The organism is Chitinivibrio alkaliphilus ACht1, assembly GCF_000474745.1.
GTDB classification, from domain to species: Bacteria; Fibrobacterota; Chitinivibrionia; order Chitinivibrionales; family Chitinivibrionaceae; genus Chitinivibrio; species Chitinivibrio alkaliphilus.
In genome coordinates, this window is the sequence record NZ_ASJR01000008.1 from 35,747 (window position 1) to 57,303 (window position 21,557).

The 21,557-nt window shown below is 47.7% G+C and carries 19 protein-coding genes; 8 read left to right on the forward strand and 11 right to left on the reverse strand.

Features of this window, described 5'->3' with window-relative positions; translation table 11 throughout:
• Positions 1-72: 72 nt before the first annotated feature.
• The 4 genes from thrS to rplT are packed head-to-tail and all read left to right on the forward strand — an operon-like array spanning position 73 to position 3,168.
• Positions 73-1,977 carry a threonine--tRNA ligase gene (gene thrS / locus CALK_RS05110; RefSeq protein WP_022636594.1) on the forward strand — a complete coding sequence of 635 codons (1,905 nt, stop codon included), beginning with the start codon at positions 73-75 and terminating at the stop codon, positions 1,975-1,977.
• 20 nt (positions 1,978-1,997) lie between these two features.
• Complete coding sequence (gene infC, locus CALK_RS05115; RefSeq protein ID WP_420806141.1) at positions 1,998-2,585, forward strand: translation initiation factor IF-3; 588 nt, start codon at positions 1,998-2,000, stop codon at positions 2,583-2,585.
• Positions 2,586-2,607: 22 nt separating this feature from the next.
• The gene (gene rpmI / locus CALK_RS05120) at positions 2,608-2,805 is read left to right on the forward strand and encodes a 50S ribosomal protein L35 (RefSeq protein WP_022636596.1); all 198 of its coding nucleotides are present in this window, start codon (positions 2,608-2,610) and stop codon (positions 2,803-2,805) included.
• 18 nt (positions 2,806-2,823) lie between these two features.
• On the forward strand, positions 2,824-3,168 hold the full coding sequence (rplT, locus tag CALK_RS05125; protein WP_022636597.1) for a 50S ribosomal protein L20: 345 nt from the start codon (positions 2,824-2,826) through the stop codon (positions 3,166-3,168).
• Positions 3,169-3,348: 180 nt separating this feature from the next.
• Here the strand turns inward: rplT and rimO are convergent, their stop codons facing one another.
• The 11 genes from rimO to CALK_RS05175 all read right to left on the reverse strand — a co-directional run bounded on the left by rimO (position 3,349) and on the right by CALK_RS05175 (position 14,739).
• Complete coding sequence (gene rimO, locus CALK_RS05130) at positions 3,349-4,620, reverse strand: 30S ribosomal protein S12 methylthiotransferase RimO (RefSeq protein WP_022636598.1); 1,272 nt, start codon at positions 4,618-4,620, stop codon at positions 3,349-3,351.
• Entirely contained in the window at positions 4,617-5,936 is a 1,320-nt protein-coding gene (gene hisD / locus CALK_RS05135; protein WP_022636599.1) for a histidinol dehydrogenase, read from the reverse strand. The genes rimO and hisD overlap by 4 nt, the downstream gene beginning before the upstream one ends.
• Positions 5,937-6,039: 103 nt before the next feature.
• Positions 6,040-7,500 carry a S1 RNA-binding domain-containing protein gene (locus CALK_RS05140; RefSeq protein WP_022636600.1) on the reverse strand — a complete coding sequence of 487 codons (1,461 nt, stop codon included), beginning with the start codon at positions 7,498-7,500 and terminating at the stop codon, positions 6,040-6,042.
• A gap of 37 nt (positions 7,501-7,537) precedes the next feature.
• Positions 7,538-8,116 (reverse strand): SPASM domain-containing protein, encoded by a 579-nt coding sequence (locus CALK_RS05145; protein ID WP_022636601.1) that lies wholly within the window; start codon positions 8,114-8,116, stop codon positions 7,538-7,540.
• Between the two features lie 2 nt (positions 8,117-8,118).
• Positions 8,119-8,385: a hypothetical protein gene (locus CALK_RS05150; RefSeq protein ID WP_022636602.1), complete on the reverse strand. Its 267-nt coding sequence runs from the start codon at positions 8,383-8,385 to the stop codon at positions 8,119-8,121.
• Positions 8,304-8,744, reverse strand: coding sequence for a hypothetical protein (locus CALK_RS12820; RefSeq protein WP_155851793.1), 441 nt, complete (start codon positions 8,742-8,744; stop codon positions 8,304-8,306). The genes CALK_RS05150 and CALK_RS12820 overlap by 82 nt, the downstream gene beginning before the upstream one ends.
• A 68-nt stretch (positions 8,745-8,812) precedes the next feature.
• Positions 8,813-10,615: a sensor domain-containing diguanylate cyclase gene (locus tag CALK_RS12100; protein ID WP_022636603.1), complete on the reverse strand. Its 1,803-nt coding sequence runs from the start codon at positions 10,613-10,615 to the stop codon at positions 8,813-8,815.
• Positions 10,602-10,982, reverse strand: a complete 381-nt coding sequence (locus CALK_RS05160) for a response regulator (RefSeq protein WP_022636604.1) — start codon at positions 10,980-10,982, stop codon at positions 10,602-10,604. Before CALK_RS05160 ends, CALK_RS12100 begins: the two co-directional genes overlap by 14 nt.
• A complete protein-coding gene (locus CALK_RS05165) occupies positions 10,979-13,456 on the reverse strand; it encodes an LptF/LptG family permease (protein ID WP_162146701.1) in 2,478 nt (825 codons plus the stop codon). The genes CALK_RS05160 and CALK_RS05165 overlap by 4 nt, the downstream gene beginning before the upstream one ends.
• A gap of 267 nt (positions 13,457-13,723) precedes the next feature.
• Positions 13,724-14,221, reverse strand: a complete 498-nt coding sequence (locus tag CALK_RS05170) for a GNAT family N-acetyltransferase (protein WP_022636606.1) — start codon at positions 14,219-14,221, stop codon at positions 13,724-13,726.
• Entirely contained in the window at positions 14,218-14,739 is a 522-nt protein-coding gene (locus tag CALK_RS05175) for a GNAT family N-acetyltransferase (RefSeq protein WP_022636607.1), read from the reverse strand. Before CALK_RS05175 ends, CALK_RS05170 begins: the two co-directional genes overlap by 4 nt.
• 111 nt (positions 14,740-14,850) lie before the next feature.
• Between CALK_RS05175 and CALK_RS05180 the strand changes: the two genes are divergently transcribed.
• The 4 genes from CALK_RS05180 (at position 14,851) to CALK_RS05200 (ending at position 21,473) form a co-directional block, all read left to right on the forward strand.
• Positions 14,851-15,729 (forward strand): LpxL/LpxP family acyltransferase, encoded by an 879-nt coding sequence (locus tag CALK_RS05180; protein WP_022636608.1) that lies wholly within the window; start codon positions 14,851-14,853, stop codon positions 15,727-15,729.
• Positions 15,716-17,236, forward strand: coding sequence for a phytoene desaturase family protein (locus CALK_RS05185; protein WP_022636609.1), 1,521 nt, complete (start codon positions 15,716-15,718; stop codon positions 17,234-17,236). The genes CALK_RS05180 and CALK_RS05185 overlap by 14 nt, the downstream gene beginning before the upstream one ends.
• Before the next feature lie 191 nt (positions 17,237-17,427).
• Entirely contained in the window at positions 17,428-19,524 is a 2,097-nt protein-coding gene (gene fusA / locus CALK_RS05195; protein WP_022636611.1) for an elongation factor G, read from the forward strand.
• 98 nt (positions 19,525-19,622) lie between these two features.
• Positions 19,623-21,473, forward strand: a complete 1,851-nt coding sequence (locus tag CALK_RS05200) for a DUF4388 domain-containing protein (protein WP_022636612.1) — start codon at positions 19,623-19,625, stop codon at positions 21,471-21,473.
• Positions 21,474-21,557: the final 84 nt, after the last annotated feature.

Genomic DNA, 21,557 nt, shown 5'->3' on the forward strand with positions numbered 1-21,557 from the left:
CCCATGCGGTAGGCCTTGAAAAAGAAGGAAACGACCAATGTGTCGAAGTGTTTTTTTAATAACGAGTGTGCTATGAATATTTTTCTTCCTGATGGAAGCGCCGTGGAGGTAAGCTCCAACGCAACCATATATGATTGTGCCAATGCCGTAAGTCGTGGTCTTGCCAAAAAAGCCATGGCAGGTACGGTAAATGGAACCCCGCGCGACCTCTATTCCCGTGTTTCGGAGGGTGACACCGTCACCATTCTCACCTTTGACTCTCCCGAGGGCAAAGAGATTTTTTGGCACTCCTCTGCACATATTCTTGCCGAAGCAGTGCAGCAGCTCTATCCCGAGGCAAAACTTGCTATCGGCCCGGCCATTGAGAGTGGGTTCTACTACGATTTTGACGTGGCAACGCCCTTTACCCCGGAAGACCTTGCCAAAATTGAGAAGGAATGTCTCCGTATTGTCGGTGAGAAAAAAGAGGTAAAACGGATCTCCATGACACGAAACGAGCTTGAGGCCTACTACGACCGTACGGGAGAAGTGTATAAAAAAGAGATGCTTGCGGATATTCCGGGAGAACCCTCGGTATATGCCCAGGGCGACTGGTTTGATATGTGTCGCGGCCCCCATCTGCCCAATACAGGCATGGTAAAGGCCATAAAGCTCCTTTCCTCATCCGGCGCCTACTGGAAAGGTGATGAGACCCGTCCCATGTTGCAGCGGATCTACGGAATCTCCTTCCCAAAGAAAAAGCTCCTCACGGAGCATCTTGAGCTTTTGGAAGAGGCAAAAAAACGGGACCATAAGAAACTCGGCCGACAGCTCGGTCTTTTCTCCTTCCACAAAGAAGGTACGGGCTTCCCCTTCTGGCATGACAAAGGAATGGTCTTATATAATGAAATAGCTCAATTCAGCCGCGAAGAACACATTAAACGAGGCTACGGCGAAATTAAAACCCCCATTGTCCTGCATGAAGAGCTGTGGCATCGTTCCGGGCATTGGGATAAATATCGCGATGATATGTACTTTGTGGACATGGATGAAAAACCCCATGCCATAAAACCCATGAACTGCCCCGGAGGGCTCCTTGTGTTTAAGGACAGCCAATACTCCTTTCGCGACTTGCCCGTGCGCAATTTCGAACTGGGCCTGGTGCATCGCCATGAAAAATCATCCGTACTCAACGGCCTCTTCCGTGTCCGTCAGTTTACGCAGGATGATGCGCACATTTTCTGCCGTCCCGATCAGATAGAACAGGAAATCAACGATGTGATCGACTTCATCTTTTCTGTCTATAAGACCTTCGGCTTTGAAGAGTTTTTTATCGAGCTTTCCACACGGCCGGAACAATACATTGGTGAAATAGAAATCTGGGATAAGGCAGAAGAAGCTCTTCGCTCAGTTCTTGAGACAAACCGTATCGACTACCAGCTCAACCCCGGTGACGGTGCCTTTTATGGACCGAAAATTGATTTTCATATCCGCGACTCTCTCCGAAGAAGCTGGCAGTGTGGCACAATTCAACTTGATTTCAGTATGCCCGAGCGCTTCTGTCTTGAATACACCGATTCCGACGGATCAAAGCAGCAGCCTGTTATGATTCACCGAGCCATTTTTGGCTCCATGGAACGGTTCATCGGCATTCTCATTGAGAACTACGCTGGCTTTCTTCCCCTCTGGCTTTCACCAGAGCAGGTGCGGGTTATTTCCGTATCTGATAAATTTGCCGAGTATGGAAAAGGCGTAACCGCCACCTTGAAAAAGGCAGGTATTCGAGCCTCCTTTGATCGGCGCAATGAGAAAATCGGGTATAAAATTCGCGATGCGGAAGTGCATAAAGTACCCTACATGGTTATTGTGGGCGAAAAGGAAGAAACAGACAACACCCTTTCTGTGCGACTGCATAAAAAAGGTGATTTAGGAACAGTTACTATCAAACAATTTATAGATACACTTTTAAATGACATATCGAGCAAAGCTGGATATTAATTTTAAACTGGAGGCGTACTATCGGAAAGAAATATTCCCGGGGCAATCAACGCTCTGAAGCAGATGACACGAGAATTAATGACATGATTCGTGTTCCCAAGGTTCGGGCTGTAGACTCAAAGGGTGATGCAATTGGCATTATCCCCGTAGAAGAAGCACGTGCCCTTGCGCGGGAAGCGGGTATGGACCTTGTGGAAGTGGCTCCCAAAGCAAAGCCCCCTGTCTGCCGTATTATGGACTATGGAAAATACAAATATGAGCAGTCCAAAAAGAAAAAATCGTCCAATAAAAAACAGACCAAAGTGCAAAATAAGGAGATAAAACTCCACGTTAAAACAGAAGAGCATGACTATAACTTTAAGCTAAAACATGCTCGTGAGTTCATTTTAAAGGGAAATCGTGTCAAAATGACCTTGGTCTTCCGTGGTCGTGAGATTATGTATAAAGATATGGCCCGGGAAATGATGGAACGAGTAGATCGCGACCTTTCTGATATTGCCACAACAGAACGCAAATGTGTTCTTGAAGGCCGGAACATGCAGTCGCAATACATTCCCGATAAAGCAAAAATAAAAGAGTACTTAAAACATACCGACGAAACCGAATAAAACTATTTGTGAGGAGAGATATATGCCAAAAGCAAAAACCAGGAGTGCCGTAAAAAAACGTTTTAAGGTTACGGGCTCAGGAAAGGTGAAACGAAATAAGGCTTTCAAGAGTCATATCATGACGAAGAAGAGCAACAAACGGAAACGAAACTTCCGTAAGAGCGGACTGGTGCATTCTGGTCAGGAACGAACAGTAAAACGAATGATGGGTTTAGCGTAATAATTTAAGGAGAATCATATGCCACGGGCAAAGAATAGAGTTGCGTCTCGCGCAAAAAGAAAAAAAGTATTGTCTGCCAATAAAGGCTATTTCGGAAAACGGAAAAATTGTATTCGCACTGCGAAAGATGCGTTTTATAAGGCTGGTGAATATGCCTATCGGGATAGACGTCAAAACAAACGTAATTTCCGTCGTCTTTGGATTACCCGAATTAACGCTGCAGCCCGTTTAAACGGCCTGACCTATTCAGAACTTATGTGCGGACTGAAAGAAAAGGGTATTGACTTAAATAGAAAAGCCCTTGCACATATGGCGGTCAATGAGCCGGATGCCTTTGCTGAAATCGTAAACTCAGTAAAATAAGCATTTCGCCGCAGGTGTGATCATGAGGGAGAGTTCTGCTCTCCCTCTTTTTTTACGCCATATCTTCATACATCTATGTAGGAGCTTTTCCCCTCTGCATCGATCTCCCCGCGAGCATTCATAAAAACGCCCCGTAGAATGAGGGGCACCCAAAGACGCCCCCTGGGCTGTATGTGTAACTTACAGCGTGGCAAAGAGATCGTAGTCGTCGCAATCGATGATTGTGGCAGGAACAATCTGGCCGACCTCTCCGTCGCCAGAGAGAATAAACACCCGCCCATCTACCTCCGGTGCATCGCCCATGGTACGCCCTTCAAAGAGATAATCGGGGCTATCACTGATACGATCAATAAGAACGGGAAGGGTTTTCCCCACACGCTCTTCCTGTTTTTCTCGACTAATATCACGCTGGATATTCATAAGTATTTCACAGCGCTCTTGGGCCACCTCTACGGGCACTTTCGGCTCTGCCTCGGCAGCCCGGGTCCCCTCTTCAGGAGAGTAGGGAAATACCCCCACCTTATCCAGGCGTGCCCAGCGAATGAAATCACAGAGCTTTTCAAAATCCTCCTCGGTCTCACCGGGATATCCCAAGATAAAGGAACTTCGAATAACCGCATCGGGCACAGTATCCCGAATTTTTTGAATCACCTCATAGATTCCCGCCTCACCGGGACGGCGCCCCATCTGGCTGAGAATGGAATCGGAAATATGTTGCAAGGGAATATCAAAGTATGAACAAAGCCGCTCTTCCCGTGCAACAAGGGCAAGAAGATCGGCATCGACAAAGGCGGGATGCAGATACATCATGCGAATCATGGGAAAGGACGTTTCACGCACAAGCCGCTCTAAAAACACGGCAAGGGAACTGTGGTGATCACGTCCATAAAAAGAGGTATCCTGAGAGACAACAATGCACTCACGAACTCCCTGTGATTCCAGCCACTTGGCCTCTGCAAGGAGATCATCGGGGGAAAAACTGCGAAAGGAGCCTCGAATATGGGGAATAATACAAAAGGAGCAGCGATGGGAACAGCCTTCGGAGATTTTAAGATATTGGGAATGCAGAGGTTCTTCCAATCGCCGCGTATATCCAGAAACAGGGCGATGCAGGGAGAAATAGTTCCGCAACCCTTCTTCCCAGTCATCCACCCCAAGCCACAGATCTACTTCGGGAAACTCCTGGGCAATCTCCTCGCGATAGCGCTGAGAAAAACAGCCTGCCACAATGAGGGTTTTATGCTCCTCGTGGGCAACCCCCGCCGCCGCAAAAATTGTATCAATCGCCTCTTTTGTAGCGCTTTCAATAAAGGTACAGGTGTTGACTAAGAGAACCTCTGCAGCGGCAGCATCATCCACCACGGTACAACCCTGCTCCTGTAAAAACCCGAGCATTTTATTCCCGTCAACAATATTCTTTGAGCAGCCAAGATTAAAGAGGGCTATTTTCATTCTGACTGCTCCGGAGAATACCCCGTACGCGCTTCAACGGTCATGGCGTGGTGTATGAATTTTTCTGCTCGAGCAAAACGTGAAACATGGGGGGCACACTGCTTCAGCCCCGCAGCATGTACTTCTGCAACGGAGATTCGTTTTTGAAAATCCGGCACTCCCAGGGGTGATGCATAGCGTCCTGCTCCTCCCGTGGGAAGCACATGGTTTGTCCCGACAAAATAATCTCCCAGGGGAACAGGAGTGTATGGCCCCAAAAACACCGCTGCTGCCGTATAGATATGCTCCAGATCGGCGGCAGGATCTTCAGTGACAATCTCCAGATGTTCCGGCCCGACATTGTTTAGCACCGCGTATGATTCGCTGCGAGATGCGGTATGGACAAGTACGATGGCGTGATCTGAGAGGTTTTCAAATACAGAACGGGTTGGCGACTCTTCCATGGCCTTCAATAACGCGGCATGGACGGCTGTTACCAATGCGCGATCTTCCGTTACAAAAAGAGCAGTCTCATCGCCGCTGCCGTGCTCTGCCTGCGAAAGTAGATCCAAGGCCATCCAGTGCGGGTCTGCGCACGCATCTGCCAAAATAGCAATTTCACTGGGCCCGGCAATGGAGTCGATATCGACCCGTCCATAGGCTTGTTTTTTAGCGGCGGCCACATAGGCATTTCCCGGGCCGACAATCTTATCCACAGGAGCAACGGACTCCGTACCCAGGGCAAGGGCCGCAACGCCATGAGCACCACCCATTTGATACACCGTGGTGATTCCTAAATATTCAAGGACAAAGGCAATTTCCGGGGCCAACTCGCCGTTTCGACACGGCGTAAGGGCAACAATCTCTTCTACTCCGGCCAAGCGCGCCGGAATACCGTTCATCAGCACCGTGGAAGGATAGACCGTATAGCCGCCGGGTATATAGAGAGCAACCCGTTTCAAGGGAAGAACCCGTTGAGAGAGAGTTCCTTCGGCAGTCTCCATAGAGAAGGATGTATCCACGACCTGTCGGGCATGATACGCCTCAATGCGCTCTGCTGCGACACGTATGGTTTCCTGCAGTTTGGGTGCAACCCGTGCCGCCTGTCGGGAAATTTCTTCGCGGGACACACAGAGGGTATCCCCGGTGAGTGTTCGCTGATCAAAGCGACGACAACACGCAAAGAGCGCCGCATCTTTTTCAGCAGCAATTTCTTCAAAAATACGATTTACCCGCTCTTCTACAACAGTATCACGAGCACTTCGCTCTGCCTCAATACGGGCAAAAAGATCTTTTCCCTCCTGCGAGGTATAGGAAATAATCGGTATATCTTTCATAGGTTCTCCTTTTCTATAAAATACTACCTCCCCGGACAGGAGGGGATACAAAAAAAGCTGTGTGGAGAAACACACAGCTTTTGACTCTTTCCACTACACAAAACTACTTTTTCTGTTTGAGAGCATTGCGCAAAGCTGCGGCAAAATCAGTATCTCCGGGAGTTGTCTTCGTAGATGCAGAAGGTGCCGTGGTACCATGGCTACTCTTGCGCGGACGACGCTGTGGTTCCTCCGCAGGAACATCTCCGCAGGAAAGGGCAATCCGACACTCTTCCGTATCAACCTCATCAATACGAACCTCCAGGGTATCACCCTTTTTCAGAGGAGTGGAAATATCCTTTCCAATACGTTTATTCCGAAGAAGTCCCGTAATTTGCTCGTCAAGGTCGACGAAATACCCGTAGTCCTGTACGCCGCTCACTGTTGCGGTAACACTCTCTCCTACGGTATACTTTTCCGCCACATCTTTCCAGGGATTATCGGCAAACTCTTTCATGGAGCAATCGATCTTATGCTCCTCTTCATTAATTTCTATAATTTTTGCACGCACCATTTGTCCCCGGGACACTTCTCGAGATGGCTTTCGGATACGGGTCCACCCCATCTCCTCAGTGCGGATAAGCGCTTCCACACCGGGCATCAATTTAATAAAGGCCCCAAACCCGACAATACGTGACACCGGCGCTTCCACCACATCACCAAGGGAGTATTTTTGAAGAGCTTCTTCCCAGGGGTTTGATTCAAGACGCTTCACCGAAAGAGAAATACGCGACTCATGAAGTTCTTCATTACGGGTAACTTCCAGCACCATGACAGAGATATTTTCACCCTCTCGTACCACCGACTCCGTCTTCTCTTCACGATCCCACGTCAGCTCTGAAATATGCACGAGACCTTCTACTCCCCCAAGATCTACAAAGGCACCAAAATTTGTAACACGGGTCACCTTCCCGTTCAAGGGGGTCTTCTGTTCACATGCTGCTTCTATGGTCTCTATGGTTTCACGAATTTCATCCTGAAGAAGAGGGATGCGCGTTAATACAATATTATCACCCCGATTTTCAATACGGGCAATGACAAAGTCAAGCTCCTTTCCCATGAGTTCCTGGGGAACATCGGGAAAGGTTACATCCACTGTGGAAAAGGGGCAAAAGGCCTTTCGCCCAAGAAAATTTATATTGTAGCCACCCTTATTCATCCCTGTAATACGACCTTGCACAGGAAGAGACTCATCTTTGAGCGTTCGAAGCAACTTCATGCCAGCCTTTTTACGACGCACCATACTCGCAGAAAGAAGGGCTGCTCCCTCTGAAGAAGAAAGGACTAAGGCCGAAAGGCTGTCCCCCGAGGTAAGCTCTTCCGAATCAATGTCCTTTCGCGGAATACGCCCCTCCGTACCGTCCGGGAGAGTTACGGATACCATTACATCGTCAACCTGCTGTACAACTACCTCCACGGCCGTTTTTGCTTCAGATACTCCTTCAGGAGTTGAAGCTGCATTCGCCGGGGCTGCAGCCCCGTGAGATTGTGCTAACTCCTTACTCGATTCCATAGAATTGCTCATCCAATCGCTCCTTATTAAAACGCTATTACCCTTATGCCTAAAAGCCTTGCAACCCGCAACAACGAGTACAGACTGGCATAAGCCCTTTTTTCATTTCGTTTCGAAAACGGGTAAAGGCAGCACCGTTCCAAACATCATAGAATGGAGTGGTACAGACATTTCCCGCCACATAGTCCTGGTAGTCACGGCACGGCGTCATATCTCCGTTGGGAGAAATCTCTGCCACGTGGTAAATACTCTCGCAGGAAGAATACCCCACATCCCAGGTGTGATCATCATAGTATCGTCGAATATCTTTTTCTGTATAAATATCAGGAATAAACTGGGGAACCGACGGGCCTTTGCTCGAAGAGGTGCGAATGTTGTGCACCTGCTCTGCCACAACCGCCGGATCAACATCATTGAAACATGATTTGAGATACCCCGTATGATTCACCGGTGTATGGCCAAAGCGACTGGCAAAGACCTGCTCATGCTCCGTAGCCCGTTCCTGCGTGATAAACCAGCCGTAATAGTAGGGATGAAGCTGTGTCTTATCCCGTACCAAATCATGTATTTCTGCAAGATGTTGATAATTGTAGTTAGAGATAACCGTAATAGGCACCACAAAGGGCATGGTCAACCCGTTTCTTTTTTTATGGCATCCACCCGATCAATCACGTTCATAATTTTCTCAAAATTATGGGAGTTTTTCCCTGTGGCTGGTGAGCGGAGTGTGTTTTGTGATGCACTATCCCATCCGTCAAGGGAGAGGAAGAGTATATTTAAGGCCCCCGTGTCTATGAGGTCTTCTAAAATAGCATCTATATTCTGCCCATTCGTGACAATGGAACCATAGAGGCGCTGTTTTCCCAATTCCGTAAAAAAGGAAGCAGAGGCTTCCAAAGGGTTGGTTCTCCCCCCCAGATATAATACACCGGACGATCGCGCTTTGTTTCCAGAATAATACGCTTCACCGTGGTAAGATCAAGCTGCTGCAGAGATTCACCGCGCTCTTGTTTCATGCGCAAATGACCGTTTTCACCCCATTGGCCGCAGGAGTCACACCGCAAATTACAGACTTCATTAACCCGCAGTGAAATTTGGCTTACGGGTGCTTTTTTTTCATTCCCGTAGGACCGCACATACCGACGATAGGGGAACCGGAGAAGATTCAACCGGTGAAGGTCTTCTATCAGAGCAGGAACCATGTGTTGAAATAGAAAACGAGAAGGAATTGTCGCTTTGCCCTTGAATCGTCCCATTAATCGTGCAGCCTTTCATGGATGAATCGTATAAAATATATCGTGTCGGTCTGGACGGGGGTGTAAAATCACCGATCTTCTTCACGACCGCTCACACATTCAACGCGATTGCGCCCGCCATCCTTGGCGCGGTAGAGAGCCTTATCCGCCATACGAATTAAGACCTCCTGCTGCTGTGCATCCGTGTCATACATGGCCAAACCAAAACTCATGGTGACTGAAACCGTTTCCTGAGAAAGGGTTTTAAATTCCAGGGAGGCTATCTTCATACGAATACGCTCCGTCGTTTCCATCGCATCAGAGAGAGTACTTCCATATAAAATAAGGGCAAACTCTTCTCCCCCATAGCGGGCTGCAAAATCAACCCCTTCCCGAATTCCCTGCTCCAAGGCATGGGCCACCGACACAAGAACAGTATCACCAAAGGTGTGGCCATAGGTGTCATTGACAGACTTAAAATGATCGATATCACAGATAACCAAAGCTACGGGAACCTTCTCTACGGAAGAACTCCCCGAACCAAGGGGCGACGTTAGTCGATGAGAACGAACAATTGCTTCGTGAAGAAGCCGTTCAAAATGGCGATGGTTGTAGAGGCCTGTTAAGCCATCTCGAATGGCCAAATTTTCTTGTTGCCGCAAGAGCAGAATTTTTTCCACGGCTAAGCTTGCAGCGCCAATAAGCTGAGTCATGGTGGCAAGATCTTTTTTCCCAAAGAGAGGTCCCTCTTTTTTTTCTAAGAGTACAAGCCCCCGAGTTGTCTCAAGCCCCAGAGGGAGGGCCGCAAAAAAAGAAAAGCCTGAATGACGCCCTTCACGAGAGGAATACCGAACTTCGTAAGCATCTCCTGAAAAGGGGCGACACAACACATCCATGGAGGACACATCCATATCTTCACCAAAAAAGAGTGATGCGATGGTGTTAGGCTCAACACTGTATTCAAGGGAATCAAAATCGGCAGCGGTATCACCCTGAGCAAGGACCACCCGAGCCACACGGGTTTCCGTGTCTCGAATTGAGATGGAGAGCCGATCGTACCCAAATATTGTCGTAAGTATTTGAGATAAATCATGAAGCAGAGTGGAAAGATCTTTGCACCGCATGCAGCGCTGAGACCAGTCATTAATAACCCGAACCTCTTCGTGAAGTAAGGTATTCATTTTGTAGAGATAGGCGTAGTACAGGGACTGTCCCATGAGAGAACCAAAGATAACCAACCAGTCCAGATCCTGCTTTTCAAAGGCTGCGGCATCGGTGCTGTCCACCACTATCACCCCGGACGTGTTTACGGCCTTTACCGGAGCCATGAGCAAAGAGCGAGCTCCGCCGGGTTTTTCATAATAATCAATCTGTTGGGTCGAACGCAGTTCATGCAGACAGGTTTCAAAAACGCCATCCTTAATATATGAACCCAGTAACCCATGACCACTCTCGATACGAGCTGAAGGACAAAATGTTCGGGCAGAACTGATATATGATGCCACGACAAACCGACCTTCTGCACGGGGAAGGAAAACCGCTGCAGTCTGAGGACGAAACCGCTCTTCTACAAAAATAAGGAAAGAGTCAATATGGCGAGCCACATCTTCTTCAAAACGCATCCACTCCTGTTGTTGGTACGCACCGCCCAAAGCTGCCGGAGAAGGAGTATGTCCGCCTTCACTTTTGAGCCGCGCCTCCTGCTGCACAACCCCGCCGTCACCCGGCCCTGACTCTTCCCGACAACCGCTCCCGCCCCCCCAAAAAAGAGGGGAAATTCCGAGGAAAAGAAGCATTCCCCCCAGGAGTATAACAGCCAAAGGAGCATAGATAAAATACAGCACAAGGGTGAGCGCAAGAAGACTTACCGCGATCGCTCTATTTATGTTCAAGGAGAGCCTCCCGGACAGTGGTTTTTAAAAGTTTTCGTGAGAGAGGTTTGAGGAGCACTTCATAGAAGCCTATCTTTCGCAGGCTTCTCTCTTGAATTGTGGCAGAGTTAAAGGACGTTGCCACAATAACGGGAATAGACGCAGCTTCATCCATGGAACGCACCCGTGACAGAAACTGAATCCCATCCATAACCGGCATCATTAAATCAACAATAATACAATCAACGGACGTATCTTTCAAGAGAGAGAGCCCTTCAAAGCCATTGCTAGCCGTATGCACCTCGTATTCGTCATATAAGAAGATCTCTAAAAGATCCAGAATATCAGGCTCATCATCTATCAGTAAAATCTTTGCCTTTGCCGTCACTGTGAAACCCTCCAATACATAGCTATCCCTATGAAGAAAAATAGGATTGTGCCCGCCGAAGCCGCAAAGAAAGGTGACAGAATACTATTCTCCCCCATCATGAGCATCCCCTGAGCACCCACCCAGTACAGCAGAGCAAAGAGAACCCCCTTGCCAAAATGCACCGCCCGGTTCTTACTCCCCGAGGAGACAGATACGGCTATGCCCAAAAATACAACAACCAGATTCATCCAGGGAAGAAAAAATTTAAAGTAGAGACGAGCTTCATATTTTGCCGGATCCCGCCCCTGTATCTCATATCGTTCTATGGCCTCCCGCAACTGAGCAATAGAAGCGTTACTCCCCCCATGTACCGTAGCAACAACATTGTGGGGCCGCTCAGTAAATCCAGCCAGACTCATTGTATCATCCCGGGCAAAACGGAGCCCCTCTTCATGAGTACTCCACCGTCGAATATCTTTGCCAATCCACCCCCCATCTTCATACACCACAGAACCCATTTGACCAAATTCTTCTGCCCGAGTATCACCGGGACGTACCCGCGTCACCCCTTGGCCCCGGGGGGGTGAGGTTTGCAAATGACGGAAGTGATATATATCACCATTCCGCTCAAAATAAAAGAAATCGTGTTTATAGGCACGAGTCTCTTCCGGTATCTCCTCGCCGCGGCGACGGGCAGCAAAGGTGCGTAAGAGACGGTCTGTTTCTTGATCACGTTCCGGCAGTGCAAGCTCCGTAATACAAAAGGAAAAAAGAGACAGGAATACCCCCGTAAAAACAAGGGGCTTTGTCACGGAAACAACGCTTTTTCCGGCCGCACGAATCGCATCTAATTCATGACTTCCTTGAATACTTCCCATGGTAAGCATCGTAGCAAGAAGAGCCGCGATAGGAAGAAGTATGGAGAAAAACCCCGCCAGAAAATGTACGTAGTACCAAAACAACTCTCCCGCCGTTGCCCCCTGTAAACGATACATATCCGTGATGTAATCAATTACGATGGTAAGCCCCGTAAGCCCCAGAAGTATCACCATGAATAACGCGGCAAACACCCCGAGAATATAGGTGGGTAATATGCCGAAGATACCACGGGACACCGCGATAGGAAGACGAAACAGGCGGGAAAATTTATACAGAACCCACCCGGAAAACTTTTTCAGCATGGTCTGTTCTCGGCGTACCAAACGAAACAAAGAGCCAAAACACCAGCGACACCAAGGGATGAGAATACCCATGGAAAGAGTTTTGCCTCGGAGAAGGAGGCTCATTATATACAGGGCAATACCGCCAATAAGAACATTTCCCGACCACATAGCCACAGCGGGGGGAATATACCCCTCATCACCGAAATGCTCACCGGCAATAAGAAAGGCGTAGTATATCACGAAGAAAATAAAACTATAGACCGCTCCAATAACGGGCGAGCCACTTCGCGTAATAATCCCCAAAGGAGGCCCAAGGAGTGCAAACACAAGCACCGCAACACCCAGGGCAAATTTTTTATGATATTCCACAAGGTAGGAGTTAATGTTTTTTTCCCGTCGCTCAATCCGATTTACCCGCATGGCCGTTACGCTTCTGCTCATACGTACACTACGATGGGGCCGGATACGTGAATCAAGGGCAGAAAGGGCCTCCTGCCACTCTTCATAGGAAGAAAAAGACAGGGTGTCGTGGGGTTTTTCCGCCTCTGAAACAACACGCCGGAGGTCATCAAGCAACTCTCCATGAGAATGGCGGTAAGTTCGAATATCCTCTTCAAACCCCTCTATGGAAGACATGAGTTGCGCCGTACTTTTCTCTCGGTCTCCCCGTGTTCCGCCAGATGAACGCTGAAACGTACCTTCCGAATTCTCGATATATACATGATGAGATTCAAAATCCATCTGATAGAAGGCATTTTCCTCGGTCACACGGTAAATCCCCCCGTCGTAGAGAGAAAACTCCACGAACTGCTCATCCTTTGTTAAAAACACCGTGCCGTGATCGGCATAGGTAAGAGAGTGAATCTGTCCCCGGTCGCGTTCAAAAATGGTAACCCCGAAAATTTCACCACTGGTATGATCAATGGAGTCTACAAGCAAGGCATATCCGGGAAAATCCTCCAGAAGAGTTCCCGCCTCAATCATTGCCGCCGGTCGTTTTCTGATAATATCACGGAAAAGGGTTGTGGCATGATGATTTGCATCGGGAAGAACACGGTCAACAAAGAAAAAAAGGAGCACCGCCGTAAGAGCTCCCACCGCAAGAAAGGGGGGAAGCAGGTCGACAACGCTCTTTCCAGAGGCCTGTAAAGCAATGATCTCATTGTCAGCAGAAAATTTCCCAAACACCGTTAAGATCGCAACAAGAAATGCCATGGGCATTGAAAGAACCACAATGGCTGCCATGCGCACAGCGAGAAGTTCTACGATAATTCCCACAGCCACCCCCCGATGCAAAACCTGGGGAAGCACAGAAACCGCAAGCTGCATAAAAAAAGTGCGGTTATTACCAAAAAGGAGTAGAGGAATGGACGAATAAAGGCCTTGAGAAAATATCGATACATAATCATCTATAACACACCAATCCTCTGTATTTCCGCCGTGACTCTCCATAATATAAATAAGCGGAAAGAAAGAGGAGGGGGCAAAGCGTATTTCCTCTGCCGGCCAATTCTTCCCATATCAGTAGGTATGCCCGTGAATCACCGAAGAGGGCAAAACCATCTCCCGGCATGTACCGATACCTCAAAGGCAACCCTACCCATAAACCACCTGATCCAGATCGGCGACAAAACGCTCGTATGCATCTTCAGAAAGAGCTGCGGGGGCAGACATAAGATGCAGTGGAAGAGAACACCCCCCCGGCCGAAGAGGTTTCTGAACATGACTGTACGGAAGAAGATGAAACCCGAGCCGCTCATAAAATCCGATACGACGATACTGAATCTCCTCATGGGGAATCTCCACTTCCAAGACCACACACTCCGCCGCAGAAAGAACCTGTTCCATTATATGCGTACCAAACCGTTTACCGCGAAAGGCGGGGGACACAGCAATATGCTCAATAAACGTGCAGAATGAAAGAGTCCAGCGTGAAACAAAGCCGGCCAATACCGCTTCGTCATAAAAAAGATCCAGGGCGTACTCTCGCCGTGCAAGAAGTTTTTTCTGATCTTCATAAGTACGTCGTTCTGTTTCGGGAAAGGCCTCTTTGTAGAGCCCCCAAAAGCAATCAAAATCCTTCGATGAGATCATTGAAAATCCTCGCGAGAAAGAGTATAGACATGGTGGATAAATCCCCACCGATCAACCGCCTTTTCAAAAGAAAGGCCATTATGTTCTGCCACACGAATGGAGGGCGTGTTTTCCGGGCGAATAAGGGAGATACATCGCGATGCCCCGAGGCTGCGAAAAACATACTCCAAAGCAGCCCGAGCTGTTTCACGGGCATACCCATTCCCCCAAAATTCCGGAATCAATGCATAACCAAACTCAATCTCATCAACCCCGTCAACATCTTTCTGAAGAATGGGACCACAATAGCCTAAAAGTTGCTGGTCATCATGGCGAATAATCTTATAAAACCCAAAGCCGTCACGATCATAACAGCCACGTACCATATCAACCCACTCTTGCACCTGTTTTCGATCCATCACCGACGGAAACCACCGCATTGCTTCTGGGTTGGTAAAGAGAGGGAGAAAGAGATCAACATCATTCTCACAAAGATGAAACAAGGCTGTTCTTTCTGTGGTAATCACTGCATTTTTCATAAAAAACCCCTTGAAAACATTGTATAACTCCTTAGAATTATATACACAAACCTTCCTTTAAAACAAAAATATTTGTATTTTTGTATTTTACCACAGAGAAAGGCATCCATCATGAGCTTAAGCAAACATCTGCAATCACCCGAGATTCTCTCCGATATTACAGGAAAAAGCTTCGCCGATATAAAAAAACGAATTATCGCTGCAGGAAATGAGTGGTACAAAACCCACCCAGAGGAAGAATCCCTCATTCGTAAAAACCTTACCTCCTTGGGAAAAGAAGACTCGGACCAGCTTGTGGCAGCAATCCAGGAAGGAATCCTTGTTCACTATGCAGAAAAAATAACGGCCCTCTCCCTTTCTCCAGAAGAATTTTCACAATTTTTAAATACCCATATTGACTACACCGATGCATCCAAAATCTTACAGGAAAACAGTCAGGATACGGGAATCCTCATGGCAACCCCCCATTTTGGCGGAGTGGAGTTTGTAACCCCAACACTGTCACGCATGGGGCATACCACAAACGTGGTGCTCAAATTCTCAACCCCGGAACTCTCCGCAAAAATACGGAAATACTCCCAAAATATGGAAGACCAGGGCGATTTTGCCCCCATCCACTTTATCGAATTAGGAAAAAACGCCACGGGCGGTGCCCTGGATATGTACGCAGCCCTTCGGCGACACGAGGTGCTCTTTACGGTGTTTGATGAAGAAACGGATCACTCGCAGAAAGTAACCCTTTTTGGAAAAGAAATCCTCGGCGGAGCCGGGCTTGATAAGCTTATCGCTCCCGCAAAGGGGTTTACGAAGGTGTACACCGTTTTTATGGTCCGTTTGGACGAAAACTCCTACAAAATGGTCCTTAAAGAGATTCCTGCAGACTCACCAGAGCCGGTACAAGAAATGTACAATGCTCTGGAAGACATGCTTACACAATATTTAGAACAGTGGTATTTTCTTCATGAAGAGGTTCCCCTTGTTAGACAATAAGAAAACAAATAACTCAACTTGTGACGTAATTATTATCGGCGGTGGCTACGGTGGTATTGCAACAGGTATCTACCTCCAGCAATGCGGCTACTCCACACGCATCCTGGAAAGCTCTGCCCTTCCCGGCGGTGTTTCAACAGTATGGCGCCGTGGAGACTATATTTTTGACGGTGCAACCAACTGGGTCGCTGGCTCATCCCTTTCCAGCTATCTCCACAACATGATGTCTGAGGTGATAGATTTTGAAAAACTCACCTTCCTTTATCCTGAAGAGTTTATGCGCATCTACGATGGTGACACGCACTTTACCGTCTATACAGATACGGAAAAACTCCGGGAAGAGATGCTCCGCATTGCTCCGGAGGACCGTACGGTTATTGATCTTTTTATCAAGGGGATAGAAGATCGCAAGAAGGTGTCCATCCCCTTTGCGAAACCAATGCAATTAGCATCCCCCCTCGAAAAAATTAAGATCCTTGCAGAGTATGCCCCTTTCTTTTTCAACTTTCTCAAGTGGAAGGGTACCTCCATCGAAGCCTTTGTGAAGCAATTTAAGAGCAAAAAAATGCAACGTCTCTTTTTGCGCATGTACCCGCACCATGATTTTTTCTCAATGTTTGCGGTTATTTCAACCCTCGCATGGCATAGTCTCAGCGCTGCAGGATACCCCTATGGAGGATCGGAGAAGCTCCTTGCAGTAATGCTGGAAAAATACGAATCCCTCGGAGGAGAAATATCCTACAAAACCCCTGTGGCAGAGGTACTCATAGAAAAAAACAGAGCACGGGGGGTGAAAACAGCTGCAGGAACAGAGTATCAGGCCAACACGGTTATTGCTGCCTGCGACGGAAAACACACCTTGGAAGATCTGCTCCAGGGAAAATACAGAAACCCCTTTCTAGAAAAAAAGATCAACCGTGGTGTGCAAAAGTATCCGGGGCTATTTCAACTCTCCTTAGGACTGAAGAACAAACTCGATGTACCCTTTCACAAGTACAACGTTGAACTTACATCGCCCATAGCAGTAACAGACAAAGAAGAGTGTCGAGACATGATGATTCGTGTCTGTCAGGAAGAGAGCGGCCTTTCTCCGGCAGGGACAACAACCCTCATTATTCATCAACGCATCAGTGATGTAAACTACTGGATTCAGCTGCGCAAAGAAAATCGGGAAAAATATCGTGCAGAAAAACAGCGCGTAGCACGCGAACTGAAACGGGAAGTGGAACACTTCTTTGGAGAACTATCCATAGCCTGTGAAGACACGGCAAGCCCGGCAACCTATAAGCGGTATACCAATGCGTATAATGCCAGTTATCAAGGATGGGCTCCTACACCAAAACAGATTGGAAAAGAGGTACCCATGACATTTCGGGGGTTAAAAAACTTCTACCTTGCGGGACAGTGGGTTTTTCCCGCTGGCGGAATTACCGGGGTAATTCGTGTGGCACGCCATGTCACTCAAATTATCTGCCACCGTGATAGAAAAAACTTTCCTCATTCCTAACAAACCGACATTTATGAAGAACGGGGGGCATAAATTACCCCCCGTAACGTCCCAAAGAAAAAAACTGAAAAAAAAACCCGCTGCCGAGGCGAGAGTCTATCTAATTTTAATCAAAAAAGCATCTCTCATAACATATATTAAAGCGTTTTTGACGGAAAAAGTTATCCAAAATATAAAAAAGGGTTCTGATTATGGCTTTTGACATTAGCAAGTTACGTAATATCGGTATTTCGGCACATATCGATTCCGGTAAAACAACCACCACGGAGCGCATGCTCTTCTACACCAATCGTATTCACGCGATCCACGATGTTCGCGGTAAAGACGGGGTTGGGGCAAAAATGGATTCCATGGAGCTGGAGCGTGAACGCGGTATCACAATTCAATCTGCAGCAACCCACGTGGAGTGGAAAGATCACCCCATTAATATTGTTGACACCCCTGGACACGTTGACTTCACCGTAGAAGTAGAGCGATCTCTCCGTGTTCTTGATGGAGCCATTCTTGTCCTCTGTGCCACCTCTGGTGTACAGTCTCAGTCTATTACGGTTGACCGCCAAATGAAACGGTATGAAGTTCCTCGTATCGCCTTCATCAACAAATGTGACCGTGCCGGTGCGAACCCACATCGTGTAACGGAGCAGCTCCGTGATAAGCTTGATCTCAATGCGGTTATGTTTGAGCTCCCCATTGGTCTTGAAGACAACTTCGACGGTGTGGTGGACCTTATCAATATGGAAGCTGTCTACTTTGACGGTGACAACGGTGAGAAAATTCGCCGCGAAGCCATCCCTGCGAATATGCAGGATGAAGCTGATGAAAAACGGGAAGAGCTTATAGACGAACTCTCCATGTTCTCAGACGAAATTGCCGAGCTACACCTTGAAGGTGAAGAGGTTCCTGTGGAGCTTCTGATTCAAGCTGCACGGAAGGGCGTTATTGCCCTTGAGTTAGTTCCCGTATTCATGGGTTCTGCCTTTAAAAACAAGGGTGTTCAACTTGTTCTCGACGCCGTAATCGACCTCCTCCCCTCTCCCCTTGATATTACCAATACAGGGATTGATATTGAAAAAGAGGAAGACCTTGTCGTAGAATCTGATCCTGAAAAACCTGTTGTGCTCTATGCCTTCAAACTTACCGACGATAAGTACGGCCAGCTTACGTACGTACGAATCTATCGAGGTGAACTTGAAAAGGGCGATGAAATTATTAACATGCGCACGGGAAAGAAATTAAAGGTTGGTCGTCTTATTCGTATGCATGCCGATGAGATGGAGCAAATTGAAAAAGCATACTGTGGTGATGTGGTTGCACTTTTTGGCGTAGACTGTGCCTCCGGTGATACCTTCTGTGCTCCCGGAACAGAGATTTCCATGACGTCCATGCATATTCCCGAGCCGGTAATTGAATTGGCCATTGCTCCCACAAGCTCCAAGTCTCAGGATAATCTTTCCAAGGCATTGAACCGATTTACAAAAGAAGATCCCACCTTTCAAACATACGTGGACGATGAGTCAAACCAGACAATTATTCGCGGAATGGGTGAGCTTCACCTGCAGGTATATATTGAGCGGATGAAACGTGAGTACAGTGTAGAACTTGAAGTGGGGAAACCACAGGTTGCCTATCGAGAAGCAGTGGTTGGATCTCAAAACTTCGACTACACCCACAAGAAGCAAACCGGTGGTTCCGGGCAGTATGGTCGTGTTGTCGGCTCTCTTCGCGCCTTGGATACGGACAGCGAAGAAAACTACGAATTCTCCAATGAAGTTAAGGGTGGAAACATTCCTACAGAGTTTATGAGCGCTGTTGATGCTGGCTTTCAGGAAGCCATGAAAGAAGGAAGCATGATCGGTGCCCCCGTGGTGAGAATCGGCGTTGCCGTTACCGATGGTGACTCCCACGCCGTTGACTCTTCCGATATGGCCTTTAAAACTGCTTCCATTGGTGCGTTTAGACAAGCCTATGCGAAAATAAAGAAGCAAATTCTTGAGCCCATCATGAAAGTTTCTGTGGAAGGTCCCACGGAGTTTCAGGGAACAATTATTGCCACCATTAACCAACGTCGTGGTATGATTAAAAACACCACTGAAGATGGTAACTACTGTGTTGTTGACGCAGAAGTTCCTCTTGCGGAAATGTTTGGATACTCCACCGATCTTCGCTCTCTTACTCAAGGGAAAGCGGAATTTACCATGGAGTTTGAGAAATATGGTCCCGTACCTTCACAGGTACAGGACGAGCTTATTGCAGAACACCAGAAAAAGCTGGCTGAAGAACGCAAATAAGTTCCGGCAATTGATCAAAGAAAAAAAGAGGTATCAACCTCCTTTTTTCTTTGTCCTCTCTTATATTATTCACATAATCGGTTTTTCCAGGAGGTTTTTTGAAACGACTCCTTTTTCTCTTTGTCCTTCTGCTTCCTCTTTCGGGAAAGACCATTGCCATAATTGATAACACCCCTGCACGAAACTCGTCCCGTCTCTACACTCTGCTTTCTTCCCTCTATGAGTGTTCAATATACCAATCTTCCCGTCCACGTGATCTTTCCACGCTTACCCGAAACGGCTATAGCCACATTATTCTTTATGAGCCATCCGCGGAAGATCTGAAACACCCCGTTGCAGAAGACACCCTGCCTAGAATTGTGATAAATCCTCCCGCAGATATGAAGGATATACCATGGGTTTCTCTCAGCACCGACCTCTCTTCTGCTGCAGCGTTTCGCGATGTGGGCCGCCTCTTAGAACGGGATATCCCCCCCATAGTGCTGCTCTACGATTCAACCCATACAGCAGAAGCCATACGGGAAAAGCACTCCTTTTGCCATCCTATCTCCCTGATTCCCGTTGAGACTTCTCGGGATCTTCAACGGGAAATCCGTACAGCAGGAGAAGGAGGTTCGTCCATGGTTCGTATGCTCCTTCGACCCGAACAAGCCTCCTCCTGGGCTACGAAGACTTCTGTGACACAAACCATCAATCAACATATCTCTCTACTCTGTACCAATGCTCCCTCACCGTGGAGAAATGCGCTTCCCGATATTGGGCATATCCAACTTCGAGAAAACACAAACCTTGCAACAACGGCACAGGCCTTTTTTTCCGCCCTATTTATTGAAGACCTTCTTCCACCCACAGCTGGAAAGATTCATCTTAATTCATCCCTTGCAGCGCTTTCCATGGGATCTATCACTCACTACACCTTGGGAGGTACGGCGTCACTTCAACAGGGAACCATGCAGCAAAGCCTGTACGATGCAACCCCATTTCCTTCGTGGGGAGAAGTTGAGCAATTATTCGCCGATCGCATGATCGTCTTCCCCCGTGTAACGACCCCATCCACCCAGAACAATAAAGCCTCCAGACACAAAGAAACATCGGACGATACATGGACACAGCAGGCATATGCCCTTATCCGAACAATTGTGTTACACCCCTACTACAATGTTGTTGTATCCATTCTCCTCGCCTGTACCCTTATACTATTGGCCCGTATTCTCATCTGTCGCCTGCGACGTACCCGACGTCCTGTTGCGCTGATATTTCCCCGTGCACTTCGGTCACAGCGCATGGGAACAAGGAAACATGCCCCCACCATTGTACGCTATTTCCGTCAACGAGGCATACATTCCGTCAGCCCTGGATCACTCATCTCACTGGACAAAATGGTACAACATCGCATGCCACAGTTTTTTATTTTGGATGGCCGAAACAAGGCCGCTCTCACCTATCTACAGAAAAAAATCACCCGGTATCAACTCTCCTCTGCAGAAATTATCCTCATCTTTTACATCCCTCCCCAGTATACACAAACCGTTTCACACGCCTTTGGAATGGCAACAACCTTGGTATACCCATCCATTCCTGTAGAGGAAGACTTAACGGCTGATCTGAAAAAACTCGACGCACAGGGAGAGGTTCTTTCAGGGCGCATAAAAGACACGGGGCTTTCTTCTGTTTTACAGATGTTGGAAACACAAAAAGAGAGTGGCTGTCTCGTGATTGAAGACGAATCTCCCGTATCTATTTTTTATTATGAAACAGGACGAATAGTACATGGGCAGGACCGTCTCGGCAATAGCGGTTTTGAGGCCCTGTTTACGGGGCTATCATGCACCTGCGGCACATTCCGATTTATTTCTGGAAAACATGCTCCAGTACATACGGTAAATCTTGGATCTATGGAGTTGCTTCTGGAATACTCACGCAAATATGATGAAGAACAGCATGCCTAAGAAGTCTTCCGGCCCGCCCCGTCTTGATATTCTTTCTCCAATTACGGTGATTCCGGGGCTTGGAGAGAAAAAAAACACGCCTTT